The following is a 24665-nucleotide window of genomic DNA, read 5'->3' as shown; positions in this document are numbered from 1 at the left end:
AAATTTGTTAAAGGACCGATTTCATCAGCTTACCCATTTCAGCCGGGTTGCGCGTGATGCGAATACCGCATTCTTCCATCACTGTAATCTTTTCCTGTGCTGTCCCCTTACCGCCCGCTATAATCGCTCCCGCATGCCCCATGCGTTTACCAGGGGGTGCGGTCACACCCGCAATAAATCCCACTACCGGCTTGCGCATGTGTTGCTTTACCCAGCGCGCACATTCCTCCTCATCCGATCCGCCAATTTCACCTACCATCAACACCCCTTCGGTTGCATCATCCTCATTGAACAGCTGCATCACATCCAGATGCTTCAATCCATTGATGGCATCCCCACCAATACCGACACAGGTTGATTGCCCCAACCCCAGCTCACTCAATTGCGCAACAGCCTCATAAGTGAGTGTACCGGATCGGGATACCACACCAATTCGCCCTTTCCGATGAATCGCCCCCGGCATAATGCCAATCTTCAATTCATCCGGCGTAATGATGCCAGGGCAATTGGGCCCGACCAGCAGGGTTTTTCTGCCGAGCATCCGCGCGCGCGTTCGTAGCATGTCCCTTACCGGAATGCCTTCGGTGATGCAGATTACCAGATCGAGCTCAGCTTCCACCGCTTCATCGATTGCGCTCGCTGCAAAAGGAGCGGGTACATAGATGACCGATACGGTTGCACCAGTTGTCTGCCTGGCTTCCTGCACGGTCGCAAAAACTGGAATACCTTCAAATTTTTCCCCAGCTTTTTTAGGGTTAACCCCTGCGACGAAACAGTCCCTGCCATTGGCGTACTGCAGGCACTGCTGGGTATGAAACTGCCCTGTCTTGCCGGTCATACCCTGCGTCATGACACGTGTATTGCGATCGATCAGAATAGCCATCAGTTCATACTCCCTGGTTGCATTGAGCTTGCAGTTAATTCCACTGCCTGTCTGGCCGCATCTGCCATATTATCGGCCGAAATCACGGCAAGACCGGATTGCGCGAGAATTTGTTTACCCATTTCAGCGTTAGTACCCGCCAAACGAACAATTAGCGGAACAGTCAATTTTACTTCCTGGGCTGCCTGTACAATTCCCTCAGCTATGACATCACATCGCATGATGCCGCCAAAAATGTTGACCAGAATCGCCTTGATGTCAGGATGACGCAACATGATCTTGAAAGCCTCGGTCACTTTTTCTGCCGTTGCGCCACCACCGACATCGAGAAAATTTGCCGGATTACCGCCATATAGCTTGATAATATCCATCGTCGCCATTGCAAGCCCCGCGCCATTGACCAGACAGCCAATATTACCGTCCAGCGCAATATAGGACAATTCATGCCTGGCTGCCTCGACCTCAAGTAGGTCTTCTTCGTCCAGATCCCGCAACGCCACAATCTCCGGATGGCGGAACAGAGCATTGTCATCAAAATTGAGTTTGGCATCGAGTGTAAGCAATTGATGATCGTGCGTCATGACCAAGGGGTTGATCTCCAGTAATGATGCATCATTTTCATCAAATACCCGGTAAAGTTGTATGATCAATTCAGCAAATTCTGACCAGTTAGCTGGCGGCAGGTTGAGCTTCCGCGCCATACCTTTGGCTGTTTCAACATTCACCCCAATAAGCGGATTGATTGCCATTTTGTTAATCTTACTGGGAGTTTGCATGGCAACCTGCTCGATATCCATACCTCCCGCCTCGCTGGCAATCAGACTGATACATTGCATCGTGCGATCCACCACTAGCGCCACATAATATTCATGCGTAATCTCGACTCCCTGTTCCACATACAAACGCCTGACCATCTGTCCATTCGGTCCGGTTTGCGGTGTCACCAGGACATGATTAAGCATTGCATCAGCAATCTTTCGAACGTCTTCGTGCGTGGTCGCCAGCTTCACCCCCCCCCCTTTACCACGTCCGCCCGCATAAATCTGCGCCTTGACCACCCATTTATTGCCACCCAGTTTCCGGGAAGCAGCAACCGCTTCATCAGCGCTGGAACAAACAACTCCTGACGGAACAGCAACACCATATCGTCCAAAAATCTGCTTGGCCTGATATTCATGAATTTTCATTTTGGTTCCTTGTGAAAGTTGTTGGCTGAACGAACCTCAAGCATGACTCCAATACGGGCTTCTACCTCGTCTAAAGCAGTGGAAAAATTGAGCAACAGTTCGTTCAATCTGTTCGCATCTTTTTCTCTGGCAGCTGATTCCATGGCCGCGCAACAGTCGCCCAACACCAGCGCACCGACCGAACGCGCCGAAGATTTAAGTTTATGTGCCGCCGCCCGCACTTCTTCAAACTGGCCATTTTTGACGGCATTAGTAATTTGCTTGTTTATTTCGGCAGCGCTCAGACGAAAATCCTGCAAAAACTCAGCAATCATCTCGGGATCATCACCAATCAATTTCTTGAGCACCTCAACATCCAGCACGGCAGCCTGGTTAGTGCTGGTGTGGGGCTGCCCTTTAGCTTCTATTGCATCCACCGAATGCACGGGTTTGCCAAGCCAATTTTCCAGTGCCGCCTTGAGCTGCTCAAGCTGAACTGGTTTAGTCAGGTAATCATTCATACCTAGCGCGCGACATTTATCGGACTCTCCTTTGAGGGCATTAGCCGTTAGGGCAATGATCGGGATGCGGCCACTAACCGACTGATCGGCACGAATGACTTTAGTCAATTCGTAGCCATCCATTTCCGGCATATGCAAATCTGTCAATATCAATGCATACACACCACTCTCCCAGCGCTGCAGCGCTTCACGTCCATTGGCAGCAATATCGACTGCATAGCCGAGCAACGCAAGCTGCTGACGGATAACCTTCTGGTTGATTTCATTATCTTCAGCAACCAGGATCATTTTCTTCTGGCGGATCGCTTCGTCACGTGTCAGCGGCACCACTTTTTCGAACTCACTGGAAATGATCGACTGGTCCTGTTCCAATTTTTCTCGCCCAGCAGCAACGGCCACAGCGTGCAGAAATGCCTGGCGATAGAGAATATTGCCATCGAGCGTGACGACGCCGTCATCCTCCAACCGGCCGCGGTGACGCCGCCCACGCCGCACCACTACAAAATTGAGGCTCTGGCTCAGATCGGAACCGAGTTGCGCACGAAATGTTTCAAATGGTGGCTCTCCGTCGCCCGCATCAATTACCAGCAGCCAGGGGCCGTCCGGAAGTGCCTTGACATGTTCGGGCGCAGCTGAAAAATCAGTCAGTAATTTAACCGATGCGCCCGCATAACGTAAGTACGACGCCAAGTCCTGCCCCATTCCATCTTCAGAGCCCAATACCAGACAGGACAGACCAGTTAGATCCACTGCATGCGTCTGGTCACGCTCGGACTTCTCCCGCAAAACCTTGAGAGGCAGTAATAAAGTAAATGTCGAACCCTTTTCAGGTTCGCTATCCACCATTATTTTGCCTTGCATTAACGTCACAAGGCGATGGCAAATCGTCAAGCCTAGCCCCGTCCCGCCAAAACGGCGTGTTGTAGAGGCATCCCCTTGGGAAAAAGGGGTGAATAAACGATTTTTGGTTTTCTCATCCATCCCGATACCGTTATCGGTTATTTGAAATGAAACCGTCACCTTATCCTTGTCCGGCTCAGCCAGTGTTACCCTCACCGCAACATGCCCCCGGTGCGGCAATCCACTGGAAAACTTGATCGCATTATTAATGAGGTTGACCAGCACCTGCCGCAGACGCAAGGCATCCCCCAGCACATTCTCGGGTACGTCGGGGTCAATAAACATTGTCAATTCCACTTCCTTGATAGCCGCCAGATGCTCCAGCATGCCGCAGGCACGCTCCACCACCGTAACCAGGGACATCGGCATCTGCTCAATCTCCAGCCTGCCAGCCTCAATTTTGGAAAAATCCAGGATATCTTCAATAATTTCGAGTAAAACAAAAGCTGATTCACGAATAAGATCCGCCATCTCTTTCTGATATTCGTTCAAGCTGGTCTGACTCAATACATCGATCATACCGACCACCCCATTCATCGGTGTACGAATTTCATGGCTCATTGCGGCGAGAAAAGCCGATTTGGCCTGATTGGCCTGCTCCGCATCCAGCCTAGCCTGCTCCAAATCCTCTCGGATTTTTACGTGTTCACGGATATCGCGCATCACTCCAGTAAAATGCCGTTTTTCAGCAACAAAATACTCGCTAACCGCCAGATAAACCGGAATCGATGTGCCATCCTTACGCACGCCAACAACTTCACGCCCAAGCCCAACGCTATGCCCATCCTGCTGAAAAGGCCGCCCCACATACTCCTGCCCATGTCTGGTTTCGCAATAACGTTGCATGTAGAAGTCATGCTTGCTCCGATCTGGCTCTGGCACAAAGATGGACACATTCTGCCCGATTGCCTCCTCCGGCGTGTAGCCAAACAGTTTTTTTATGACCGGATTAACTGACAGCATTACGCCTCGCTCATCGGTTGTTACCACGCAGTCCACCATATGCTCGACTACCGAGCGGATTTCCTCCTCCTTGATCGCCAGCTCGGCATTGACTTCCTCCAGCCTGGCCGTACGCTCCGCCACACGTGCTTCCAGATGCTGATAGCTGATATTTATCCGTTCAGCCATCACATTGAAAACACCGGCCAGTTGTCCGATTTCATCCCAGCCTTCGCTGGGAACATGATGGTGCAGATTGCCAGCAGCGATTTCCTGCGCACACGAATTCAGGGTCTTCAGTGGCATCACCACCCGTCGATTAAATAGCAATGCGCCCATAACCGCCAACAAAAATGTCAAGCCGAGCGCCGTCAGACCGATAACGTGCATTTGCACCAGAGAAGTAAAAGCTTCTTCCGCATCCATTTTGACCACCACACCCCAGTCCATACGTGGCAAATGCCGCCACGCCGCCACAACGGATACGCCCTGATAATCCGTGATGACACCCTGTCCCGGCAAATTCTGCAGACTGTTCCGAATCGCAGATGAAAATGAAGGTTCATCCAGCGAAATCGTTCGTTTCAGGGCAGCCTTCGGATCGGCTCGCAGCGGAGCCATGACCAGCACGGAATTAGCATCCTGCTGGCGAATCACAACGGTCTCCCCGCTTTGACCCAGTCCGACATTGTTAGTCAACACATTGAACACATGCTCGCTAAATATCTGTAATGCCAGCACGCCCCGCAACTCACCCTCAACAATGATCGGCACGGCAATAAAGGCGGCAATCGCACCATGAGACGGGGAGTAATACTCAAAATCCGACAAGCTGTTTTCCTGCGTCTCCAACGTCTTGCGAAATACCTGTCCAAGACCGGTTTCGCGATAAGGCCCATCAACCAGATTGGTGGCAAAATCTGCTTCATGGCTGACTGTAAAAACCAACCAACCATCGAGCGAGATCAGAAAGAGATCATAGTAACCGGCACTCTTGAGAAAGCGTGTAAAATGGCTACGATAGCGCATGTCCATTTCACGGTAACTCTCTGAATCAACACCCTCCTGCTTGAAAACTTCACTAAACTTGCCGATAGCATCATGAGTGGTCTCTGAAGACTGAATAATATTGGCGTCAAGGATACGGCCTTGCAGATAGGCGTCAATCTGTTCAACCTTTTTATCGGCAATTGCAGATACTTTTAGAACGGTTGACTGTCGCACCGCCTTTTCAGAAAAATGCAACAGTCCATAGCCCACCAGCGCAATCGGCAATAATGCCACCAGCGTAAACCAGATAGCAAAGCGATACGTAAGCGAAGTAATACTCACTTTCACTTACGCAAACAATCTGTATGTTGCTTCAACGAACGTCTTGCATAATAAGCAAATGCGCTCGCGCTGCGTTGTGCATGTAAAATCCAGTCATGCGCTTCACGCCCTAATTCCGGTTGGATAGGTTTGATGTCACCCGCCGCACTCGCCAGCAATTGCAGGCGTGCAGTTCGCTCGAATGCGAGTGCCAGCAGACAGGCTTCCTCGATACTGCTGCATGCAACCAACAATCCATGATGCGCCAGCAGTAACGCCCGCTTTATCCCCAGTGCCTGAGCAATCCGCTCTCCTTCTTCATTACCGACCGGCACCCCCGGCCACTCAGCCAAAAAAGCCACGTCGTCATAAAGTACACAGTTATCCATATGCGAAATTACCAGCGGCACTTCGAGCATGCTAAGTGCTGCCGTATAGGTAGCATGGGTATGAATGATGCAGCTAACATCCAGCCGCGCGCGATAAACCCAAGCATGAAAACGGTTAGCTGGGTTAGCCACTCCCGCACCATCCAGAACCTGCAAATTTTCATCGACTAACAGCAGATTGCCGACACCAATCTCATCGAACCCCAGCCCAAGTCGCTGTGTAATAAACGTGCCTGGCAGATCACCGCGCGCAGTAATCTGCCCAGCCAATCCCGAATCATGCCCATTGTCGAACAGAATACGACAAGTCAACGCCACTTTTTCGTAAGTTGTAAAATTTGCAATTGGCATTGCACCAGCCATCTGCTCGACACTGCGTCGCATCAACTGCTGTTTGTCAAGATGAAAAGTATCTTCAGCCATGGCGGAGTTTCCCGTTATTTGGGCGATGATTTTAATTTATTAACAAGACAAGCTCGGTATCTGACAAAATTCATTGCGGTCATCTCTTGGTGTTAGAATTCAAGGCAGTTTGCCATCCCGTAGCTGCATCGTTTCTTTTCTACCACAAATACAGGAGGACTTCCATGAAATATCAACATTTCAAACTGACTCTCACTAATTCCTGTAGCTGGATAATTTGCAGGAAAATCGCCTGGGTCGCTGGTATCACACTGTTTTCAGCTTCATTATGCGCTGAGAAAATTGGCAACGTATCTACAAAATTCAAGCTGCTGGGTGCAAACGATAAAATTGTAGTCGAGGCGTTTGATGATCCGGATATTCCCGGCGCAACCTGCTATTTGAGTCGCGCTAAAACCGGCGGAATTAGTGGCTCAGTCGGGATAGCAGAGGATACCGCAGACGCAGCGATTGCCTGCCGACAAACCGGACCGATCCAGCTACCAGATACCGTGAAGAATGGCAAAGCAGATGGCGAGGAAGTCTTTAAAAAAAGTACTTCGCTGTTATTCAAATCCCTGCAGGTTGTTCGTTTTTACGATGCCAAACGCAACGTACTCATCTATCTGACATATAGCGATAGAGTAATCGAAGGTTCCCCCAAAAACAGCATCTCGGTTATCCCAATTAAACCTTGATATTACAAAGCCATACCATCGTTAATTGTTGGTTACTGCAAATAAACACCAGTCATCATTTATAAGCAAGCCATTAATCAAAAAGCCAACAATTCCTACCGATGAAACCACATAGCACATCAAGCCGACCTAAGCGACTGGTCTACTTCGGAGAGACAGGAATCAAGGCCTTTTGATACCCGAAATGGACCAAGTCACCAATATCCAGGGCGATTCAGGGTAAAAACGGCGCGACATCGTCAGGAAAAGCGATGACTTGCCATGGAAATCGAACCGCATTCGGTCGCGGTCATCATTTCGCGGCAAGATTTACTGAAAACCTCGGGTTATTTGAGGTGCCCAATCTCATATAGATTTTGAGTACTAACTGTATCTGGAAATGACCAATAATCCTCATGCTCGGCGACGCAAGTATCTTGCTACCACCAGCTTACAATTTTGCAGTGAATTTAATTAATTTCACATTTTTTTCACAAAATATGTTAACTTTCCGGCCCTAGGTAGAAACCATAAGCGCCAGATCGACTATTTTATGCATAATATTTAGTCGATTATGCTAATCAGTCGCGTAAAGTCGCATAACTTATTCAGCTCTTATTTTGTTTGCTGCTCTCCTAAATTTTGTAGGGCTGGAGCACGAGGACTGCTTTGCATTAAATATAGCTTCTTAATGAAGCCTATTCGAAGCTCACAGCTTCCGAATAGGCTTCATTAAGTATTAATCGGTTGGATCGATTTCCGGTTTCTTGGGTAATTGATCGTTAGCCAAGTATGCATTGATATGGCTGCATTCGATTGAAGAAAACTAAAAATAAACGGCATGCTCAGTTTGAGACTGTTTTTTTGTAACGAACTACTTGTTCAGAACTATCAGCATGGAAATACTCAGTCTACTACTTTTCACACCGCTTCTTGCGATATTTATATTGTCAGTGGTTCCGCGTGAAAAGACCCACCAAATTCGAATTCTGGCAAATGTTTTTGCGACATTGGCGCTGCTGATCAGTTGCTGGTTGATTTTTGTATATGATCAGACCAACGGAGCATTGCAGCTGACAGAACAGTTTCTGCTCAACCCCAAGCTGGGCACATCGTTTGCACTTGGCATCGATGGCCTATCCTTACCGATGGTCTTTATGACCACTCTGCTGACCAGTGTGTGCTTGCTGGCATCGTTCAATATCTCGACCAATATCAAAAGCTATTACATCAGCGTTCTGATGCTCGAGCTTGGGATGCTCGGTGTTTTTCTGGCACAAGACTGGTCTCTGTACTATATTTTCTGGGAATTGACACTGGCCCCATTATTTCTACTGATTGGTCGCTGGGGGGGGGCACGGCGCCATATGGCCAGCCTGAATTTCGTGCTGTACACCATGGGCGGATCTATTTTCATGCTGATCAGCCTGCTGGCGATCAGCCAGTATGTGCCCGATCATGGCGGCACCTTGATGTCTACCATGACCATTGCAGCACAAAGCATGCCGAGAAACGAGCAGATTTTTGTGTTGATCGGCTTCCTGATCGGCTTTGGGGTCAAAATCCCAATTTTTCCATTGCATGGTTGGCTACCACTGGCGCACGTAGAAGCGCCGAGCCCGGTCAGTATTTTAATGTCTGGAATTCTTCTGAAAATGGGCGCCTATGGTTTGATCCGGGCGGTAGTCATGTTGCCGGAAGCGACATTGGTATTGCAACCATTTCTGGTGACACTGGCGCTGGTGGGCATGATCTACGGCGGATTGCTGGCCTGGCGTCAATCCGACCTGAAAGCAATGGTTGCTTACTCCTCTGTGAGTCACATGGGTATTGTGTTACTGGGGATCGCCACGCTCAATGAAACTGGCATGACCGGTGCCATCATTCAAATGACGGCACATGGACTCATCGCCGGCGGCATGTTTCTGCTGGTGGGCCTACTTTACGAACGCACTCATACTCGAAATATCCTCGATTACAGCTCACTGGTCCAGGTAATGCCACGTTTTGCGTTTTTCATGACCATTACCTTCCTAGCGGCGATGGGATTGCCGGGGACAGTGGGGTTTATTGCTGAATTGCATACATTCGTAGGCGGATATCAAGAATGGGGAAATCTGATCATTTTTCTAGAAGCAAGTATTCTGATCAGCTCTGCCTATGCCATGCGCACCATCAGCATGTTGTTTACCGGTCCGGTTAAATCCCATATGCGTGAAATCGAGGACCTGAAGCTGTATGAATTGATGGCAGCGGGCATGCTGGTAATTGCAATCGTGGTATTGGGAATTTGGCCAACACCATTAATCGAGTTATCGTCATCCACCATAAATGTGGTCAGCAACATTATTTCCGAGCATATTCGATAATGAACAGAAAATATTGCCATGCATACAGAATCTGATTTCAGTAACGAACGCGAGCATATTGAGGAAACCCTCCGTCATCTAGACCACATTCTTCCTGGTCAAGCCCCTATTCTTGACTTTGTGCACCACAATACGCTCCATGGCTATGAACACCTGCAGTTTGAAGCAGCAATAGCTGAGTACGAGAAAATATCCGGTATCAGGGGTTATTTACCGGAAGAACGCAGCCGGGACTTTTACCTGCAGGGGCGGATAACTGACGAGGATATCGATGCAGAGCTCTATGCCAATGCAGGTTTGCGTGCAGACGAGATTATTTTTGAGCAAAGCACATTAATCATTCGCCGCAGAGATATTTATCGTATTGCGTTGTTGAGTGATTTGCAGCCATTAACCGTCAGCCAGCTCAATTGGAAAATAGAGGAAGAAGCAGCCTTGCAGCATGTGCAGGGTGATGTCCCCCCAGACATACGAACACGAATGCTTGCGCAGGGACCCGATGAAGAGACTATTGTCTGTCAGCTTTGGGATAGTGTACTGGCGAAATTAAATCTGAAAAGTATTGAATTGCATCCAGAGAATATGCTGGATTTGTCAATAGACGAAGCAAAAGAATGGCTGGGTAAAATCTCTCCAGATCGCCCAGGAGATCCGGAGACTGCGGTTCATCAGCGCATGCGTCAAGAAGCCAAGCTGAAACTTGAGTCTTTATTGGCGCAGGTCGGCAATGAAATAAGTCTACGCGGCCTGGTTAAGGCATTGAGTGGTGTGGACACTCTGTTTTCAGTCCGGTTGCAATTAACTCGTATCTGCGCGTCCGCCCTTGATGAAGGAGTGGCGGCCTGGCAATTGCCAGAAAGGGACAAACTTGGGTTGTACGGTGCTTGGCGAGCGACTTCGGCCTATGATCTAAACTCATTCATGCAAGAATTGCCCGACTGGCAAGCTATCATGGCTGAGATTCCAGAAGATGCAGTAGATTGCATCATCATGCAATTAAAGAGTTTTGGTATTCCCGTGGAAAAATGGGCTGGCTATCTGCAACGGCTTGCTCTCGAAATTCCGGGTTGGTCGGGCATGATCAACTGGCGGCAACATAATCCGGACTACCAGGCAGAAAACAATGCTTCTCCCAATCTGGCCGATTATCTTGCCATCCGGCTGACGTTGGATCGGTTATGGCTCAAGCAGGCCTGCAGTGAGCTGTGGGGTATTGAAGCAAAATTAGTGACAATTCAATACTATTTTGAACGCAACCTGTCTGAATTTATGATCAGACGATTATTTTTCCAGGGCGAGTTGCCCGAATATTTGACTCATCCGGTCAAGGCGCTTCTATCAAATATCCTGTCAGAACGACATAGACAATCTGAGTGGCAACACATGGCGGATCTAATGTGGACCTGGCAGTACAGCCCGTTATCTGCCAACGCAGTTGATACTCATCAGATTTTCAACAACGGCTGGCGCATGTTCCGTCTGTGCCAGCACTTGGGACTGAATGCCGAACAGGTCAGACAAATCCCGCAGCCAGTTTTTCTGGGAATGCTCGAACAGATTGATACGTTTGATATTATCGAGCGCTCAAAAATCTGGCTCTATGCCTACGAACGACATTACCGCGAAGGAATCTTTCACGCAGTTCGCGCCAACCATCAGCGCGGATGCTGGGAAAAACGCGATAAACGCCCGGAAGCGCAACTGATTTTCTGTATCGATGACCGCGAAGAAAGTTTTCGACGCCATTTGGAAGAAACTAACCCCAATATCGAAACGCTGGGAGCAGGGGGATTCTTCGGGGTGCCGATATACTACAAAGCAATGGATGAGACCCAAGCAGTATCATTGTGTCCACTGGTCGTGACACCCACGCACATAGTAGAGGAAGTGCCCAGAACGGGATACGAAGCAGTCACTCAGAAACACAATCAGGGGATGAAACTGATCAACACCGTCAACAACTGGTTGCATCAGCGGCTGCGGCACAATCTGCTGACTGCAAAAATAATAGTTGATGCCATTGCACCCGCTGTTCTCACTGGCCTGCTGCTCAAGACGTTTACTCCGAAACTGCAATACCAGCTGATCAATAATCTAAAAACGGCCACCTCTCCCGAAGTTCACACACAACTGAACTACATTGACAATAACCGAACCTTACCAGCAACACCTGAAAATCTCGGCAAAGGATTCACCGATGCGGAACAAGCAGAAAAGGTTGCCGCATTTCTGACTGCCACCGGATTAACCTTTGGATTTGCTGAACTGATCCTGCTGGTTGGGCACGGCTCAATCAGCCAGAATAATCCACATCTGGCTGCTTACGATTGCGGTGCCTGCAGTGGGCGGCATGGCGGCCCCAATGCCCGCTTGTTTGCCGCCATGGCCAACCGGCCCGAGATACGCAGACTAGTGGCTGAGAAAGGAATTGTCATACCGGATGACAGCTGGTTTGTAGGCACTGAACACAACACCTGTAATGAAGAAATCAGTTATTACGATTTGGAAGATGTTCCATCAGCACGTTTGCCCGCACTGGACAAACTCAGGGAAACATTACGGCATGTACAGCATTTGTCGGCACATGAACGTTGTCGTAGACTGGCCTCTGCACCCAGAAACCCGACTTTGCAACAGGCGCTCAAGCATATCGAAGAACGCGCCAGAGATTTTTCGCAAGCGCGTCCCGAATTGGGTCATGTCACCGTCGCGTCCGCTGTATTTGGACGCCGCTCGGTTACCCAAGGGATTTTTCTTGATCGCCGTATGTTTCTTGTGTCTTACGATCCTACTCAGGACCCTGATGGCGTAATTATTGAAAAATTATTGCTGGCCATGGGGCCAGTCGGCGCAGGCATCAATCTGGAATATTATTTCTCGACAGTTGATAACGAAGGCTTTGGTTGCAGTACCAAGATTCTGCACAACGTAGTCGGCTCGTTTGCAGTCATTGAAGGCACCAGAGGCGACCTGCGCACCGGCCTGCCGAAACAGATGATCGAGATTCACGAAGCGATGCGTTTATTGGTCATCGTGGAGGCGACGACGGAAATCATTGGAAACATATATGCACGTCAGCCCGCTATTCAGAATCTGGTCGGAAATGGCTGGATACAGGTTGCAGTCAAGGATCCCGATTCAGACAGAATTGATTTTTTTGAACGGGACAAAGGGTTTGTGCAGTGGCAGCCAGGTCAGATGGAATTGCCTGTTTTTGAAAAATCACCAGATTGCTACTACGATAAAACCGAACCAGTATCGCCTGCGTTGATTAATCAACCCCAGTCTCAGGAGATTTGATGTAATGGATTTTTTAGCAGCGCTGATCCCGCTATTACCTTTTTTGGCAGCCAGCGTCATTGGAATTGGTATGCTATTGGGCTGGATAACAGGCGAAAAGAGTGAATCAACTACTTCGACCATCTCCATCGGTTCGGCTTCTTTATCTACCTTACTGGCCTTTGCACTCCTTGTGGGAGACTTGACTGGTAATGGTGCAGGCACCTATAGCATAGGTCAATGGTTACATAGTGATTTACTTCAAGTAGAAATCAATTTTATTACTACTGGCTTCAACGTTTACCTGACAGCTTTATTTGCCATTCTGTTATTGATCGCCACACGATTCTCGGTTAACTACCTGCATCGGGAAATCGGATTTCATCGTTACTTTTTTTTGTTGAATTTATATACCTCCGCCATGCTGCTGCTGGTGTCTGCCGGAAGCACGGTTGGCACCTTCATCGGTTGGGAAATTGCCGGACTATGTTCGTATCTGTTGATTAATTACGCCTATGACCGAGATGTGCCCGCCACTAACGCAACGCGTGTCTTTATCACCAATCGTATTGGTGACGCCGGATTCGTGCTGGGAATAGGGTTAAGCTTTTTTTATGCTGATGCTGTCAACTGGGATGACCTTAATAACATAGCGACTCAGCTCAGCATGCCAACAGCAACCGTAATTGCGCTATGTTTTACTATCGCAGCTTTCTGCAAATCTGCTCAGTTACCTTTTTCGCCTTGGCTTGCACGCGCCATGGAAGGACCCACCCCATCCAGTGCTATTTTCTATGGCGCAGTCATGATTCACTCCGGCGTTTTTCTCATGATCATGCTGCAGCCACTGATCGAACAGGCTCCTTTCGTCATGATGCTACTGGCTGTCACGGGTTTTTTCACGGCCGCTTACAGCTTCGTCGTCGGCTGGACGCAAACTGATGTCAAAAGCTCGCTTTGCTTTGCCATCACTGGGCAGATCGGCCTGATGTTTATGGAATGTGGACTGGGGTTATGGGAACTGGCTGCCTGGCATCTATGTGCACACGCCATTGTTCGTTGCTATCAGGTATTGGCTTCACCATCTTTTATGACAAATGTACATGGCAGTCCAGTCAAGGCCTTGTCCCCGCATCTGCAGAAGATTCACTGGTTGTATGTTGCCTCGATCCAGCGTTTCTGGCTTGACCCAATTACTGATCGGGTGCTGACCAGACCCATAAAAGGTTTGGGAGAAGATCTCAATTTCTTTGACGACTATGTCGTTGATCGCGCCATGGGGGATCCGGTTAGCTCGTCCCGAAGCATCTCGACGCTCAAGCAGCTTGAAGAAAAAATTAAAGGAACAGAGACGCTGGGAGATACCCCTAGACATTTTGGTCGTGGAAATGGAATTGCAGGCAAACTAATGGAATGGTCTGGAAATATTTTGGGTTGGTTTGAGGAACGCTTGGTAATACAGGCCATCGGTGTAAATATTATCGATCTTGGGCGCACGCTCGGGCATGCTGCCAATACGTTTGAGGAATTAATGCTCAAGCCACGCTATATCGTTTTGTTTGTCTTTGTTTTTCTGTTGATAGCAGGAACACGGTAAAAAATAATGGATATCAATATTATTAACTGGCCTCAAACAGCTCTATTTCCAGTGTTGTCAGTATTGACCGCAATTCCTCTTCTGACAAGTCTGATTGTGCTCCGAATGACATCTGCAACAAATTCGCTCCGACTTGCAATAGCTAGTGCGATAGTTACGTTACTGCTCACGATCTACATGATCAGTATTTTCAATTCCAGTGAGCCAGGTGTGCAGTTATTCGAACAAATTGCGCTTTTCAACCTGACCTATAGTGTCGGTGTTGATGGAGCCAATATATTATTCATTGCAATCACCGCTGTGATTACCTTGCTGGCGCTAATTTATCTATTGACTACGCGCCGCGCGGAGGACAGGATTCAGGTTGCCGCCATCCTCGGCTATGAGGGGATCCTGGTAGGTGCATTCGTCGCCATGAACGCGTTACAGTTCTGGTTTTGGTGTGTACTGGAGCTGGTTCCAGTCATACTAATGACGATTCGCGGCGGATCAGGACAAAAAAGACGCTGGGTGGCAGGTTTGCTCCTGCAGCACTGGGGAAGCGGACTATTCATGACATTCTGTGGTTTCACTTTGCTCGCCTTCGGTGTAATGGGTTCAGAAGAGTCGCTTTCATTTGACTGGGTAAGACTGGTTCAAAATAAAAATGAACTGGAATATGGCAATCTTATATTTTTACTGCTGTTTTTTGGTTTTGCCATTCGTATGCCGCTTTTTCCTTTCCATGGCTGGTTACCGATTTTGTCACAATATGGCACGGTGGCAAGTACAACCGTTTTTATAGTTGGAATCAAACTCGGTTTGTATGCAGTCGTCAGATTCATTCTGCCAGTCGTACCTGAAATTGCTGCCCAATGGAACTGGCTTGTTTTGCTGCTTGGGCTAGCAGGAATTTTTTACGGCATTGTCCTGGCGCTGATGCAAATCAACATTCGTCGCTTACTAGCATTTTCCGTTATTAGTCACACCGGTATGCTGGTTATCGGAGTTTTTGACTTCAACTTGTACGGACTGGAAGCCAGTATTTTGTTGGCAACATCATTTGGATTGGCTGGAGCAGGTATCGCGCTCAGTATCGGCATGATCTATAAGCGCACTCATACCGCCTATCTTCCGCGATTAGGCGGTATGATTGATGTCAGCGCAGCTCTCGCGTTTCTTTTTGTCGTCAGTGCATTAAGTACCATGGGTATGCCTGGCACGCCGGGATTTGATGGTATCCATTTGCTGATTGATGGCACGATCAAAAACTTTGGCTGGTTTGTTTCCATCGCAATACTGGTCGGCAACGTGCTGACGGCGGCTTTGCTGCTACGTGCCTTCCAACAGATTTTTATTGCCGCACCCAAGCGTTACCAGCCAAATGTAAAGCCATCATTCCAGTCAAGCATTGCTCCATCCGTCAGGAATGAAGGAATTATTGCCGCCATAATATGCACGCTGCTAATCGGTATTGGTTTTTATACCACGCCCTGGCTGCAAATCATCGACCAGAATCTCGATAGATTCAATGGTTACTATTCCACAACATCCAGCCATGAAATTCAACATTAACGGCGTAATAACCCTTAGTATCAAGGATTAATCATGTCAGTAACCGATTTTCCCTTATTGAGCCTTATCATCCTGCTACCGTTGTTTGGTGCAATTGTGACCAGTGTAATACGTAACACTGGGCTCGCTAAATTATCCGCACTGATCTTTGCCACACTGGAATTGGCTCTGACCTTGCTCGCTTTGTGTCTGTTTGATAAAACCAGTGGTGATTTTCAGTTAACTGAAAAACTTGCCTGGATACCCTTCCTGAATATTGAGTATCTGCTGGGTGTCGATGGAATATCGATCTTATTTCTGCCATTATCCGCGCTATTAACGGTAACAGTCATTCTGGCTTCATGGAATGCAATCAGCTACAACCAGCGTTTTCATTTTGCGCTCATCCTGGCATTACAAGGTATTACCGCAGGGGTATTTACGGCACTCGACATGATACTGTTTTTCTTTTTCTGGGAATTGACGTTGCCCCCTCTGTTTTTCCTGATTGGATTGTGGGGTATTGGTTCTCAGCGTCGTAATGCTGCAATGAAATATACCCTGTTCATGCTCGCGGGAGGCGGACCCCTTTTGCTCGCAATAGTCATCATGGCCGCGAATCATGCTACCCAGGTAGGCGGAAATTTTCCGCAAGACTTATCATTCAGTTTGCTTGCGTTGCTAGAAACCCCTTTACCGGCAGAAAAACAAACGCTGGTATTCGTCTTATTATTATTCGGCTTTGCTTTCAAGGCACCGCTTTTCCCCTTTCATACCTGGTTACCGACAACGGCAATGGAGGGACCCACTCATGTCATCGCGCTGCTAGCTGGTCTTAAATTGGGCGTATATGGCATACTTCGTTTCGCCATGCCGCTTGCACCTACTGCTGCCGTGGAGTTCAGCTGGATATTGAGTGTATTTGGTGCAGCCACACTCATCTATGGTGGCCTGATTGCCTTGCAGCAGACTAATCTGCGCCGTTTGCTGGCTTATGCCAGTATCAGCCATGTTGGCATGGTAATTGTTGGTGTTGCGTCGTTGAACATGCAAGGTGTTCAGGGGGCAATTTTCCAATTGCTTAATTTCACCCTCATTGCCAGCTCACTGATGTTAATTGCCGGCTTTATTCAGCGCCGACTGGGTAGTACTGATACAGTTCATCTTGGCGGACTAGCCAAAGTGATGCCGAAACTGACCTGTTTTTATTTTCTCTTTGCTCTCGCTAGTTTTGGTATCCCGGGTACCAGCGGTTTTCCGGCAGAATTACTGATGATCATCGGCGCACTCACATCGCATGCCGTCTTTGGAACAGCTGCTCTAGCTGGCGCTATTCTTGGCGCAACCTACATGCTGACTTTTACTCAGCGTGCTTTCTTTGGTCCGGTTACCCACGTAACAGTAAGCCAGGCTCAGGATCTTAAATTTCGTGAATTTGCCCTACTATGCGTACCTGCCCTACTGATTCTGCTTTTTGGCCTGTTCCCTGGTACTATTTTGAGCATTAATCAGATTGCATCCGAGACATGGCTGGCTAGATTCCTTTCCGTACCGACAGTGCTATAAACACTCTCTTTCTGTGGAGAGTGTCAGCGGCACGTTCAGTATAGATTGTACGAGATATTCTGCGCGGTGCTGTACCCTGCTGTGCACGGGCTGCCAGTGGCGTGGCTCGCGAGAAACGAGGGCGCAACGCCTGCAGCACGTTCTTGATTGTGGACGCACAGAGCGTGAAGAACACGGACACGGCAGAACAGCAAAGCCTGCTGTGCGGCAGCGGCTATGTGGGCCAGCCCTTTGCACAAGGTGTGCGCGAAATCCTGGGCGCGCATGTGCAAGTACAGACTGCCAAACGCAGCAAACCACACACCTTCAAGGTCATGCTCAAGCGATGAATCGTCGAGCGTAGTTTCGTCTGGCTGGAAAAAAATAGAAGACTGTAGAAAAACTGCGAGCGAATGGTTAACACCAGTTTGCAGTTCATCCACCTGGCCTTCCTGGCCCCTCTACTCAAAAAACTTTTGAACAAGTTCTCAGGCAATTTGCTGCTTTGCAGAACGATTCTCTCATGATTGTGCAACTGACTTTCGCTTCTCTTCTATTCAGAATCTCAAATCACATCTTTTTGCTACTTTGCTTCACGAATTCTTCACGCTTCACGAATTCTTCACGCTTCACGAATTCTTCACGCTTCACGAATTCTTCACGCTTCACGAATTCTTCACGCTTCACGAATTCTTCACATAGGGTATGTTACTTTTTCCTCTGAGTCCCTTTATCAACTAGGGGGAGGGCGATCGCATGGCCGCCAAGTTGAATACGACTGGTTTTATGGGATTTCAATGATGCAGAAATCGTAGAGTGATACAACACTTTTTTGTCATCACAGTCGTTATGAATACCAGCAAGCTTGTTTACTTACGGAGAAATTAGTATGGACATAGAAACTTCTTTTGATGAACATCGAGTGTTGCATGATTTAAAACATTACCTGCCTGCACAGGCACCGTTGAAGGACTTCATTCATCACAACACCCTTCATGCATTCCAAAACCTTAAATTTCACGATGCATGTCGAACTGCAACCAAGCTGTGGGGCTATAAAACCAAACTTAGGTTAGATGAGTATCGCGCACTTTATGAATCAGGTGGAATCCGAAAAGATGTGTTGCGGAATATCGTCTCAGAAAGAAAAGGTCAAGACAAAGTAGATGAATTTATCAATAAATTAATCAATTACGACTACGACACTTTTGTTTATCCAAGAATCGGTGTGTTGCGAGCAAACTGGGAATCAATATACCGCATTGATCTTGATCAGTTGACGCAACCGCTGCTTTTCAGGATTTTATGTAATTACTTGGATCAAGGGATTTCCCTATGGGCATTTCCGATTGGAAATCAGGGTTTCCTCGCAGCACTACGGACAATGGAAAAAGAAAGCGCGGTCAGCCTTTTCAAGAAGCCCAGAGCTCATAAAATGTTGGTGTCGGGGGACTTGTCGATCAGTGCGCTGCTGCGCATATTGGTGGGTGACGAAACACTGTATGAGCAATATCTGTACGATCAACAATTTTCGCATCAAGGCTGGTCGGGTATCGTGTCCGTAATTGAAGATCAACCAAACCTGCTGCTCAACCGGAAAGAAATCACCCTGCATGATCTGATCATTTTCGAGTTGTTACTGGAAATTGATGCGCTGGACGCACAGTTCGGCGAAATCTGGGCGCCCATGACGACCAAATTGGCCGACCGTCCCAAACTCAAATCGCTACTTGCTGATGTGCCGAGAACAGAGCTCGATGAAGTATTGGAAACCTGGCATGACGCCTTTGAATGGTCTTATTACAACTCCGTTCTCACCGCACTCCAGAAACAGCCCGAGTTAGAGGAAAACTCCTCCGCAAACAAGAGCTTTCAAGCATGGTTTTGCATAGATGACAGAGAAACTTCTCTTCGCCGGCATTTGGAAAAAGCCGATCCTGAATGCGAAACATTCAGCACTGCAGGCTTTTTTGGTGTTGAGTTCTATTTCCAGCCTGAGCACGGAAAATTCTATGCCAAGCATTGTCCAGCGCCTGTCACACCTAAATATTTGATCAAGGAAACTGAAACGCATCACGCCAGGAAAGACGAACCCATGCTTTCCAAATTATCACACACGCTTTTCCGTGGTTGGCTGATTTCGCAAACACTAGGATTTGCTTCTGCATTAAAACTGCTATCCAATATTTTCAGACCAACCGCCTCGCCCGCGATGGCCTATTCTTTCGGGCATATGTATCAGCTCTCATCACTCACTATCGAGAACAAAGATACCGGTGATGTGGAAAATGGTCTACAAATTGGCTATACGCTGGAAGAAATGGCCTCCCGGCTGGAGAACGTGCTTCGTATGGGAGGACTAGTCGATCACTTTGCACCGATCGTTTATATGTTTGGCCATGGAGCAAGCAGTATCAACAATCCGCATTACACGGCATATGATTGTGGCGCTTGTTCAGGCAGACCGGGTTCAGTTAATGCGCGCGTAATCTCCCACATCGGCAACCATCCCGAGGTCAGGCGAATTTTACGTACTAATGGAATCAATATTCCGGACAGCACCCAGTTTGTCGGTGCACTGCATGACACAACTCGCGATGAAGCTCTGTATTTTGATGAAGAGGCATTATCACCCGATAATCTGGAGCGTCATCGCAAAAATGTAGTAACGATTACCAAGGCGCTGGATACGCATGCCAAGGAACGTGCACGTCGCTTTCTGACAATCCCTAATATCAAACGCAAACCAGAACAGGTGCACGCAGATGTTCGTCAACGCTCGGTCGAGCTGTTTGAACCTCGACCTGAGCTGAATCACTCTACGATCGCGCCTTGTGTTGTAGGCAGACGTGCGCTGACTAAAAATATATTTTTCGACCGCCGCATCACGCTGACCTCGTATGATTACCGTACTGACCCGGAAGGTAATTACCTGTTCATGGCAATGGGACCAATCGCACCGGTTATGGCGGGGATTAATCTGGAGTATTTTTTCTCCCGCATGGATAACTACAGAATGGGCGCAGGTACCAAGTTGCCCTACAACATCATGGGGTTGATTGGAGTCGCCAATGGCAGTGATGGAGACTTGCGGCCAGGCCTGCCGAGTCAGATGATTGAAGTACATGATCCGGTGAGGTTGTTAGTCGTAATTGAACACTACCCTGAAATTGTATTAAAGGTGCTCAAGAAACTTCCTCCTGCCAATTACGAACACTATCTCAACGAATGGATGTGGACACTGGTCATTCATCCAGAGACGCGGGAATTACTCATGTTCAAAAATGGCGAGCTTGTTCCATTCAAGCCAATTCCGGAAAACATTGAGAAGATTCCTGATTGGGAACCGATCGTCGAATCGGCCTTCAGGGCGCCGACGACACAGATCGTTGATACCACCCGGGAAAATCTGCCTGTTTTTTTCACCAAATAACGAGAGGGTACCGATATGGATTTAATGTTTGCATCGCTGCTTCAATACATGGTTTATCTACCGCTGGTAGGATTTACGCTTAGCCTTTTTATGCCTGCGAGCAGGGAACGTCCAATTGCCTGGCTTTCAATAGCGACCGCGGGAATTTACCTGGTCTGCGCAATTCTTCTCATTGCTTACTGGTTGTTTTTATGGGACTTTCACTCATATCAGTTTACGGTACTTACGTTATACGAGTCGCATGATTATCGATTTGATATTAGCTTCTATTTTGATAAAGTAACGGCTATTTTCCTGTTTTTGGGTGCCTTTCTAAGTTTTCTGGTAACAATTTATTGCCAGAATTATTTGCATCGTGACTCTGGATACAAACGATTTTTTAATGCGCTATTACTTTTTTATGTAAGTTACAACATCGTGATATTTGCGGGAAATCTGGAAACTCTGTTTTTGGGTTGGGAAATTCTGGGCATTTGTTCCTTTCTGCTCGTCGGGTTTTATCGTGAGCGCTTTTTACCAGTCAAGAATGCGTTAAAGATTTTCACTGTCTTTCGCATTGCAGATATGGGGCTATTGTTTGCCATCTGGTTAAATCATCACTTATGGCACAGAAATATCACTTTCTCGGAATTGCTCGATAGCGAAATGGTATGGGCACAATTGCAAGAACATACTACCATTGGCATCATGATCTCATTGATGATTCTACTGGCGGCAGCGGTAAAATCAGCACAGATTCCTTTTACTGCGTGGATCCCGCGTGCCATGGAGGCGCCGACCCCTTCCAGCGCCATTTTTTATGGCTCACTCGCCTCTCATCTCGGCGTTTTTTTGTTACTGAGAACCTATCCATTCTGGGAGCATCTCCCTTTTATCGTAGCCTTGGTAGCATTGATCGGTTTGGCCACCAGCATCGTTGCCACGTTGATTTCATATGTACAATCCTCGATAAAAACGCAAATCGCGTACTCATCTGCTGCCCAAATTGGGCTCATTTTCATTGAGGTGGCATTCGGTTTATATGATCTTGCACTGATTCATTTAACTGGCAATGCGTTTCTCAGAACCTACCAGATACTGGTTGCGCCATCGGTAGTAACTTATTTGATTCGCGAGCAGTTTTTTAAATTTGTACCACACCAGCATGTCGGCAAGTATGGCGCCATAGGAAAACTAAAATACGCATTGTACATACTGGCAGTCAAGGAATTTTACCTGGATTCATTCGTGTATGTCGTTCTCTGGAACCCGATGAAATGGGTAGGCAGAAAACTGGATGGTATCAGCGAAAACTCAGCGTTCAGCTTCATCATAACTAGTTCGTCTATTGGCGTCATCTGCATATTAGGCAGGGAGTATCTACCCGCCGTACTGACGACCGCAATACTTCCGACTTTCTTTGCTTTCGTCGGTTTATTGATGGTGCTTCGATCATTCACCGAACGAAAAAACGCTCAGTTCAGCTGGATGCTGATCGTGGTTTATCACTTGTGGGTGGCACTGGCGGTCACCTTTTATGAAGAAGCGAATTTCATTGAACTCGCTATCTACTTGGGTGGAATCCTGCTCTCAGGGTTTGTTGGCAATGCCACGCTGAACCAGATGCGGATACGGGAAGGCAGGCTGGACTGGAATGATTACCAAGGTCATGTTTATCAATACCCGGGACTGGCCTTGATTTTCTTCCTGTCTTGTTTGGGGTTGATGCTGTTTCCGATCACGCCCTCATTTCTGGGTGTCGATCTGGTATTTACCTATATCAGGGTGGAGCAGACCGATTTTGCTATCATCCTTGCCCTGAGTTACATCCTGGTGGGATTATCTCTGGTCAGAATGTATGCGCGCATTTTCCTCGGGCCGCATATCAAAACCAACCATGAAATCCCACCGCGTTCGTCCTGATTATTATCAATTGCAATTTTTTTACTGACCTAAACATCACAACAAAGGAGAAACAAATGAGTTCACCACAACAAGAAATACCAAAAGATGGCCTGCCCGGCTTAAAGGAAAACTTCAAATATGATGCCATTGCTGGTTTCCTGGTTTTTTTACTCGCGCTACCGTTGAGTCTTGGGATTGCAAAGGCAGGGGAGTTTCCCCCTGCAATGGGGGTGCTAACTGCGATGATCGGCGGGATGTTAGTCGCGCTGTTCTCTGGTTCTCATCTGACTATCAAGGGCCCAGCTGCGGGATTGATCACGATTGTTGCCGGCTGTGTACTGGCATTTGGTGGAGGTGAACAAGGCTGGCGAATGGCGCTGGGTGTGATGGTTGTCTCTGGCGTGCTTCAGGTCATTATCGGTTTTCTGAAAGCTGGCTCGTTGAGCGACTTTTTCCCTCACTCTGCCGTACACGGCATGTTGGCGGCAATTGGCGTGATCATTATTTCCAAGCAGGTGCATATTATGCTCGGCATTGATCCTGCAGATCTGGTTGGCATGAAAGCTGTAGATCTTTATATGGCTATCCCCAACTCGATCATGAATGCCAATATAACCATCGCGATATTAGGTTTGATCAGCCTGGCGTTGATGTTTATCATGCCGAAGGTAAAGAACACAATACTCAAGAAAATTCCGGCACCAATGCTCATTTTGCTGATTGTCATCCCTGCAGCGATTTTTCTGGATTTTAAAACGACTCAGCCTGCGCATGTGCTGGTTGAAATTGGAGACTTCTGGGGTGTTATCGGTTTTAATCCTGATTTTTCGGGAATTGGTACCGGCGTCTTCTGGAAATATGTATTGATGTTCCTGATTATTGGTACCCTTGAATCTGCCTTAACGGTTAAGGCAATCGATGGACTGGACCCTTGGAAGCGTCAATCGAATTACAACAAGGATATCGTTGCAGTCGGTGCTGGTAACACGTTGGCTGCTATATTGGGTGGCTCACCAGCCATCTCGGAAGTCGCACGTAGTTCCGCCAATGTCGGATTTGGTGCTCGGACACGTTGGGCGAATTTCTTTCATGGCTTCTTTCTCTTTATTGCCATGTTGTTGATGATTCCGGTAATTGAGCTGATTCCCAATGCAGCTTTGGCGGCGATGCTGGTATTTGTCGGATTTCGACTGGCCCATCCGCATGAATTCTTTAAAACCTACAAAATCGGCAGCGAACAACTGACTATTTTTGTAGTGACGATCCTTGTCACAGTAGCTACCGATCTACTGGTAGGTATTGCCTCCGGTATTCTGACAAAATTTGTGTTCCATATTGTTAACGGCGCTAAAATCAGCAATTTATTCAAGGCACGTTATAATCTCAACAAGGATGATTCGGGAAAATACCTGCTAACGATCAAAGATGCCGCAATTTTCTCCAATCTGATTGGCTTTAAAAAAGGTTTTCACCAAATTGAGAAAGGTAAGGAGGTCGTTATTGATTTTCAGCAGGCGACACTGGTTGACCATACTTTTATGGAATTCCTAGAGCACTTTGAGATGGAGCATGTTCGTCATGGCGGCATAGTTGACGTAAGAGGATTCGAGTATTTTGACAGATTCTCCGATCATCCTTTATCCGGTAGAAAAATCAAAAAAAGTTAATTAAAATAATCTACAGTTCAACATATCCCATAATCAGCTTTTCAGTTGGCTGATTATGGGATTTTCCGACTGCAGAAAAATCTGGAAAGTTGTGCCATGGCTAGGCACAGAAATAACTTTGATTTTCCAGTTATAGTAATCACAGATACGTTTGACGATAAAGAGCC

Annotated in this window: 13 protein-coding genes and 1 pseudogene; 10 read left to right on the top strand and 4 right to left on the bottom strand. The window is 47.6% G+C overall.

The features are described from left to right. Positions 1 to 7: 7 nt before the first annotated feature. From sucD to NSMM_RS03585, 4 genes are read right to left on the bottom strand one after another with little or no spacing between them, the layout of a single operon-like run. Positions 8 to 883: a succinate--CoA ligase subunit alpha gene (gene sucD, locus NSMM_RS03600; protein ID WP_090284718.1), complete on the bottom strand. Its 876-nt coding sequence runs from the start codon at positions 881 to 883 to the stop codon at positions 8 to 10. Then, entirely contained in the window at positions 883 to 2070 is a 1188-nt protein-coding gene (gene sucC / locus NSMM_RS03595) for an ADP-forming succinate--CoA ligase subunit beta (protein ID WP_090284716.1), read from the bottom strand. Before sucC ends, sucD begins: the two co-directional genes overlap by 1 nt. Further along, the gene (locus NSMM_RS03590; RefSeq protein WP_090284714.1) at positions 2067 to 5744 is read right to left on the bottom strand and encodes an ATP-binding protein; all 3678 of its coding nucleotides are present in this window, start codon (positions 5742 to 5744) and stop codon (positions 2067 to 2069) included. Before NSMM_RS03590 ends, sucC begins: the two co-directional genes overlap by 4 nt. Before the next feature lie 2 nt (positions 5745 to 5746). Then, positions 5747 to 6535, bottom strand: a complete 789-nt coding sequence (locus NSMM_RS03585; RefSeq protein ID WP_090284712.1) for an aldolase — start codon at positions 6533 to 6535, stop codon at positions 5747 to 5749. Between the two features lie 164 nt (positions 6536 to 6699). On the opposite strand from NSMM_RS03585, the gene NSMM_RS03580 reads away from it, so the two are divergent. The 10 genes and pseudogenes from NSMM_RS03580 (at position 6700) to NSMM_RS03535 (ending at position 24498) form a co-directional block, all read left to right on the top strand. Next, the gene (locus tag NSMM_RS03580; protein ID WP_090284710.1) at positions 6700 to 7212 is read left to right on the top strand and encodes a CreA family protein; all 513 of its coding nucleotides are present in this window, start codon (positions 6700 to 6702) and stop codon (positions 7210 to 7212) included. An 875-nt stretch (positions 7213 to 8087) separates the two neighbouring features. Next, positions 8088 to 9560 carry a complex I subunit 4 family protein gene (locus tag NSMM_RS03575; RefSeq protein WP_090284708.1) on the top strand — a complete coding sequence of 491 codons (1473 nt, stop codon included), beginning with the start codon at positions 8088 to 8090 and terminating at the stop codon, positions 9558 to 9560. 18 nt (positions 9561 to 9578) lie between these two features. After that, a complete protein-coding gene (locus NSMM_RS03570; RefSeq protein WP_090284706.1) occupies positions 9579 to 12860 on the top strand; it encodes a DUF2309 domain-containing protein in 3282 nt (1093 codons plus the stop codon). A gap of 4 nt (positions 12861 to 12864) precedes the next feature. Then, a complete protein-coding gene (locus NSMM_RS03565) occupies positions 12865 to 14436 on the top strand; it encodes a proton-conducting transporter transmembrane domain-containing protein (RefSeq protein ID WP_090284704.1) in 1572 nt (523 codons plus the stop codon). Between the two features lie 177 nt (positions 14437 to 14613). Continuing rightward, positions 14614 to 15990: a complex I subunit 4 family protein gene (locus NSMM_RS03560; RefSeq protein WP_245654665.1), complete on the top strand. Its 1377-nt coding sequence runs from the start codon at positions 14614 to 14616 to the stop codon at positions 15988 to 15990. Positions 15991 to 16023: 33 nt separating this feature from the next. Further along, complete coding sequence (locus NSMM_RS03555; protein WP_090284700.1) at positions 16024 to 17535, top strand: complex I subunit 4 family protein; 1512 nt, start codon at positions 16024 to 16026, stop codon at positions 17533 to 17535. 98 nt (positions 17536 to 17633) lie between these two features. Continuing rightward, positions 17634 to 18041, top strand: a pseudogene (locus NSMM_RS03550) (transposase); the annotation flags it as partial. Positions 18042 to 18403: 362 nt separating this feature from the next. Beyond that, on the top strand, positions 18404 to 20947 hold the full coding sequence (locus NSMM_RS03545; protein WP_090284698.1) for a YbcC family protein: 2544 nt from the start codon (positions 18404 to 18406) through the stop codon (positions 20945 to 20947). 15 nt (positions 20948 to 20962) lie between these two features. Next, positions 20963 to 22849, top strand: a complete 1887-nt coding sequence (locus NSMM_RS03540; RefSeq protein WP_090284696.1) for a proton-conducting transporter transmembrane domain-containing protein — start codon at positions 20963 to 20965, stop codon at positions 22847 to 22849. A 56-nt stretch (positions 22850 to 22905) separates the two neighbouring features. Next, on the top strand, positions 22906 to 24498 hold the full coding sequence (locus NSMM_RS03535; RefSeq protein WP_090284694.1) for a SulP family inorganic anion transporter: 1593 nt from the start codon (positions 22906 to 22908) through the stop codon (positions 24496 to 24498). Positions 24499 to 24665: the final 167 nt, after the last annotated feature.

Source organism: Nitrosomonas mobilis (assembly GCF_900103035.1).
Lineage (GTDB): Bacteria > Pseudomonadota > Gammaproteobacteria > Burkholderiales > Nitrosomonadaceae > Nitrosomonas > Nitrosomonas mobilis.
This window is presented reverse-complemented; position numbering and strand designations above follow the sequence as displayed.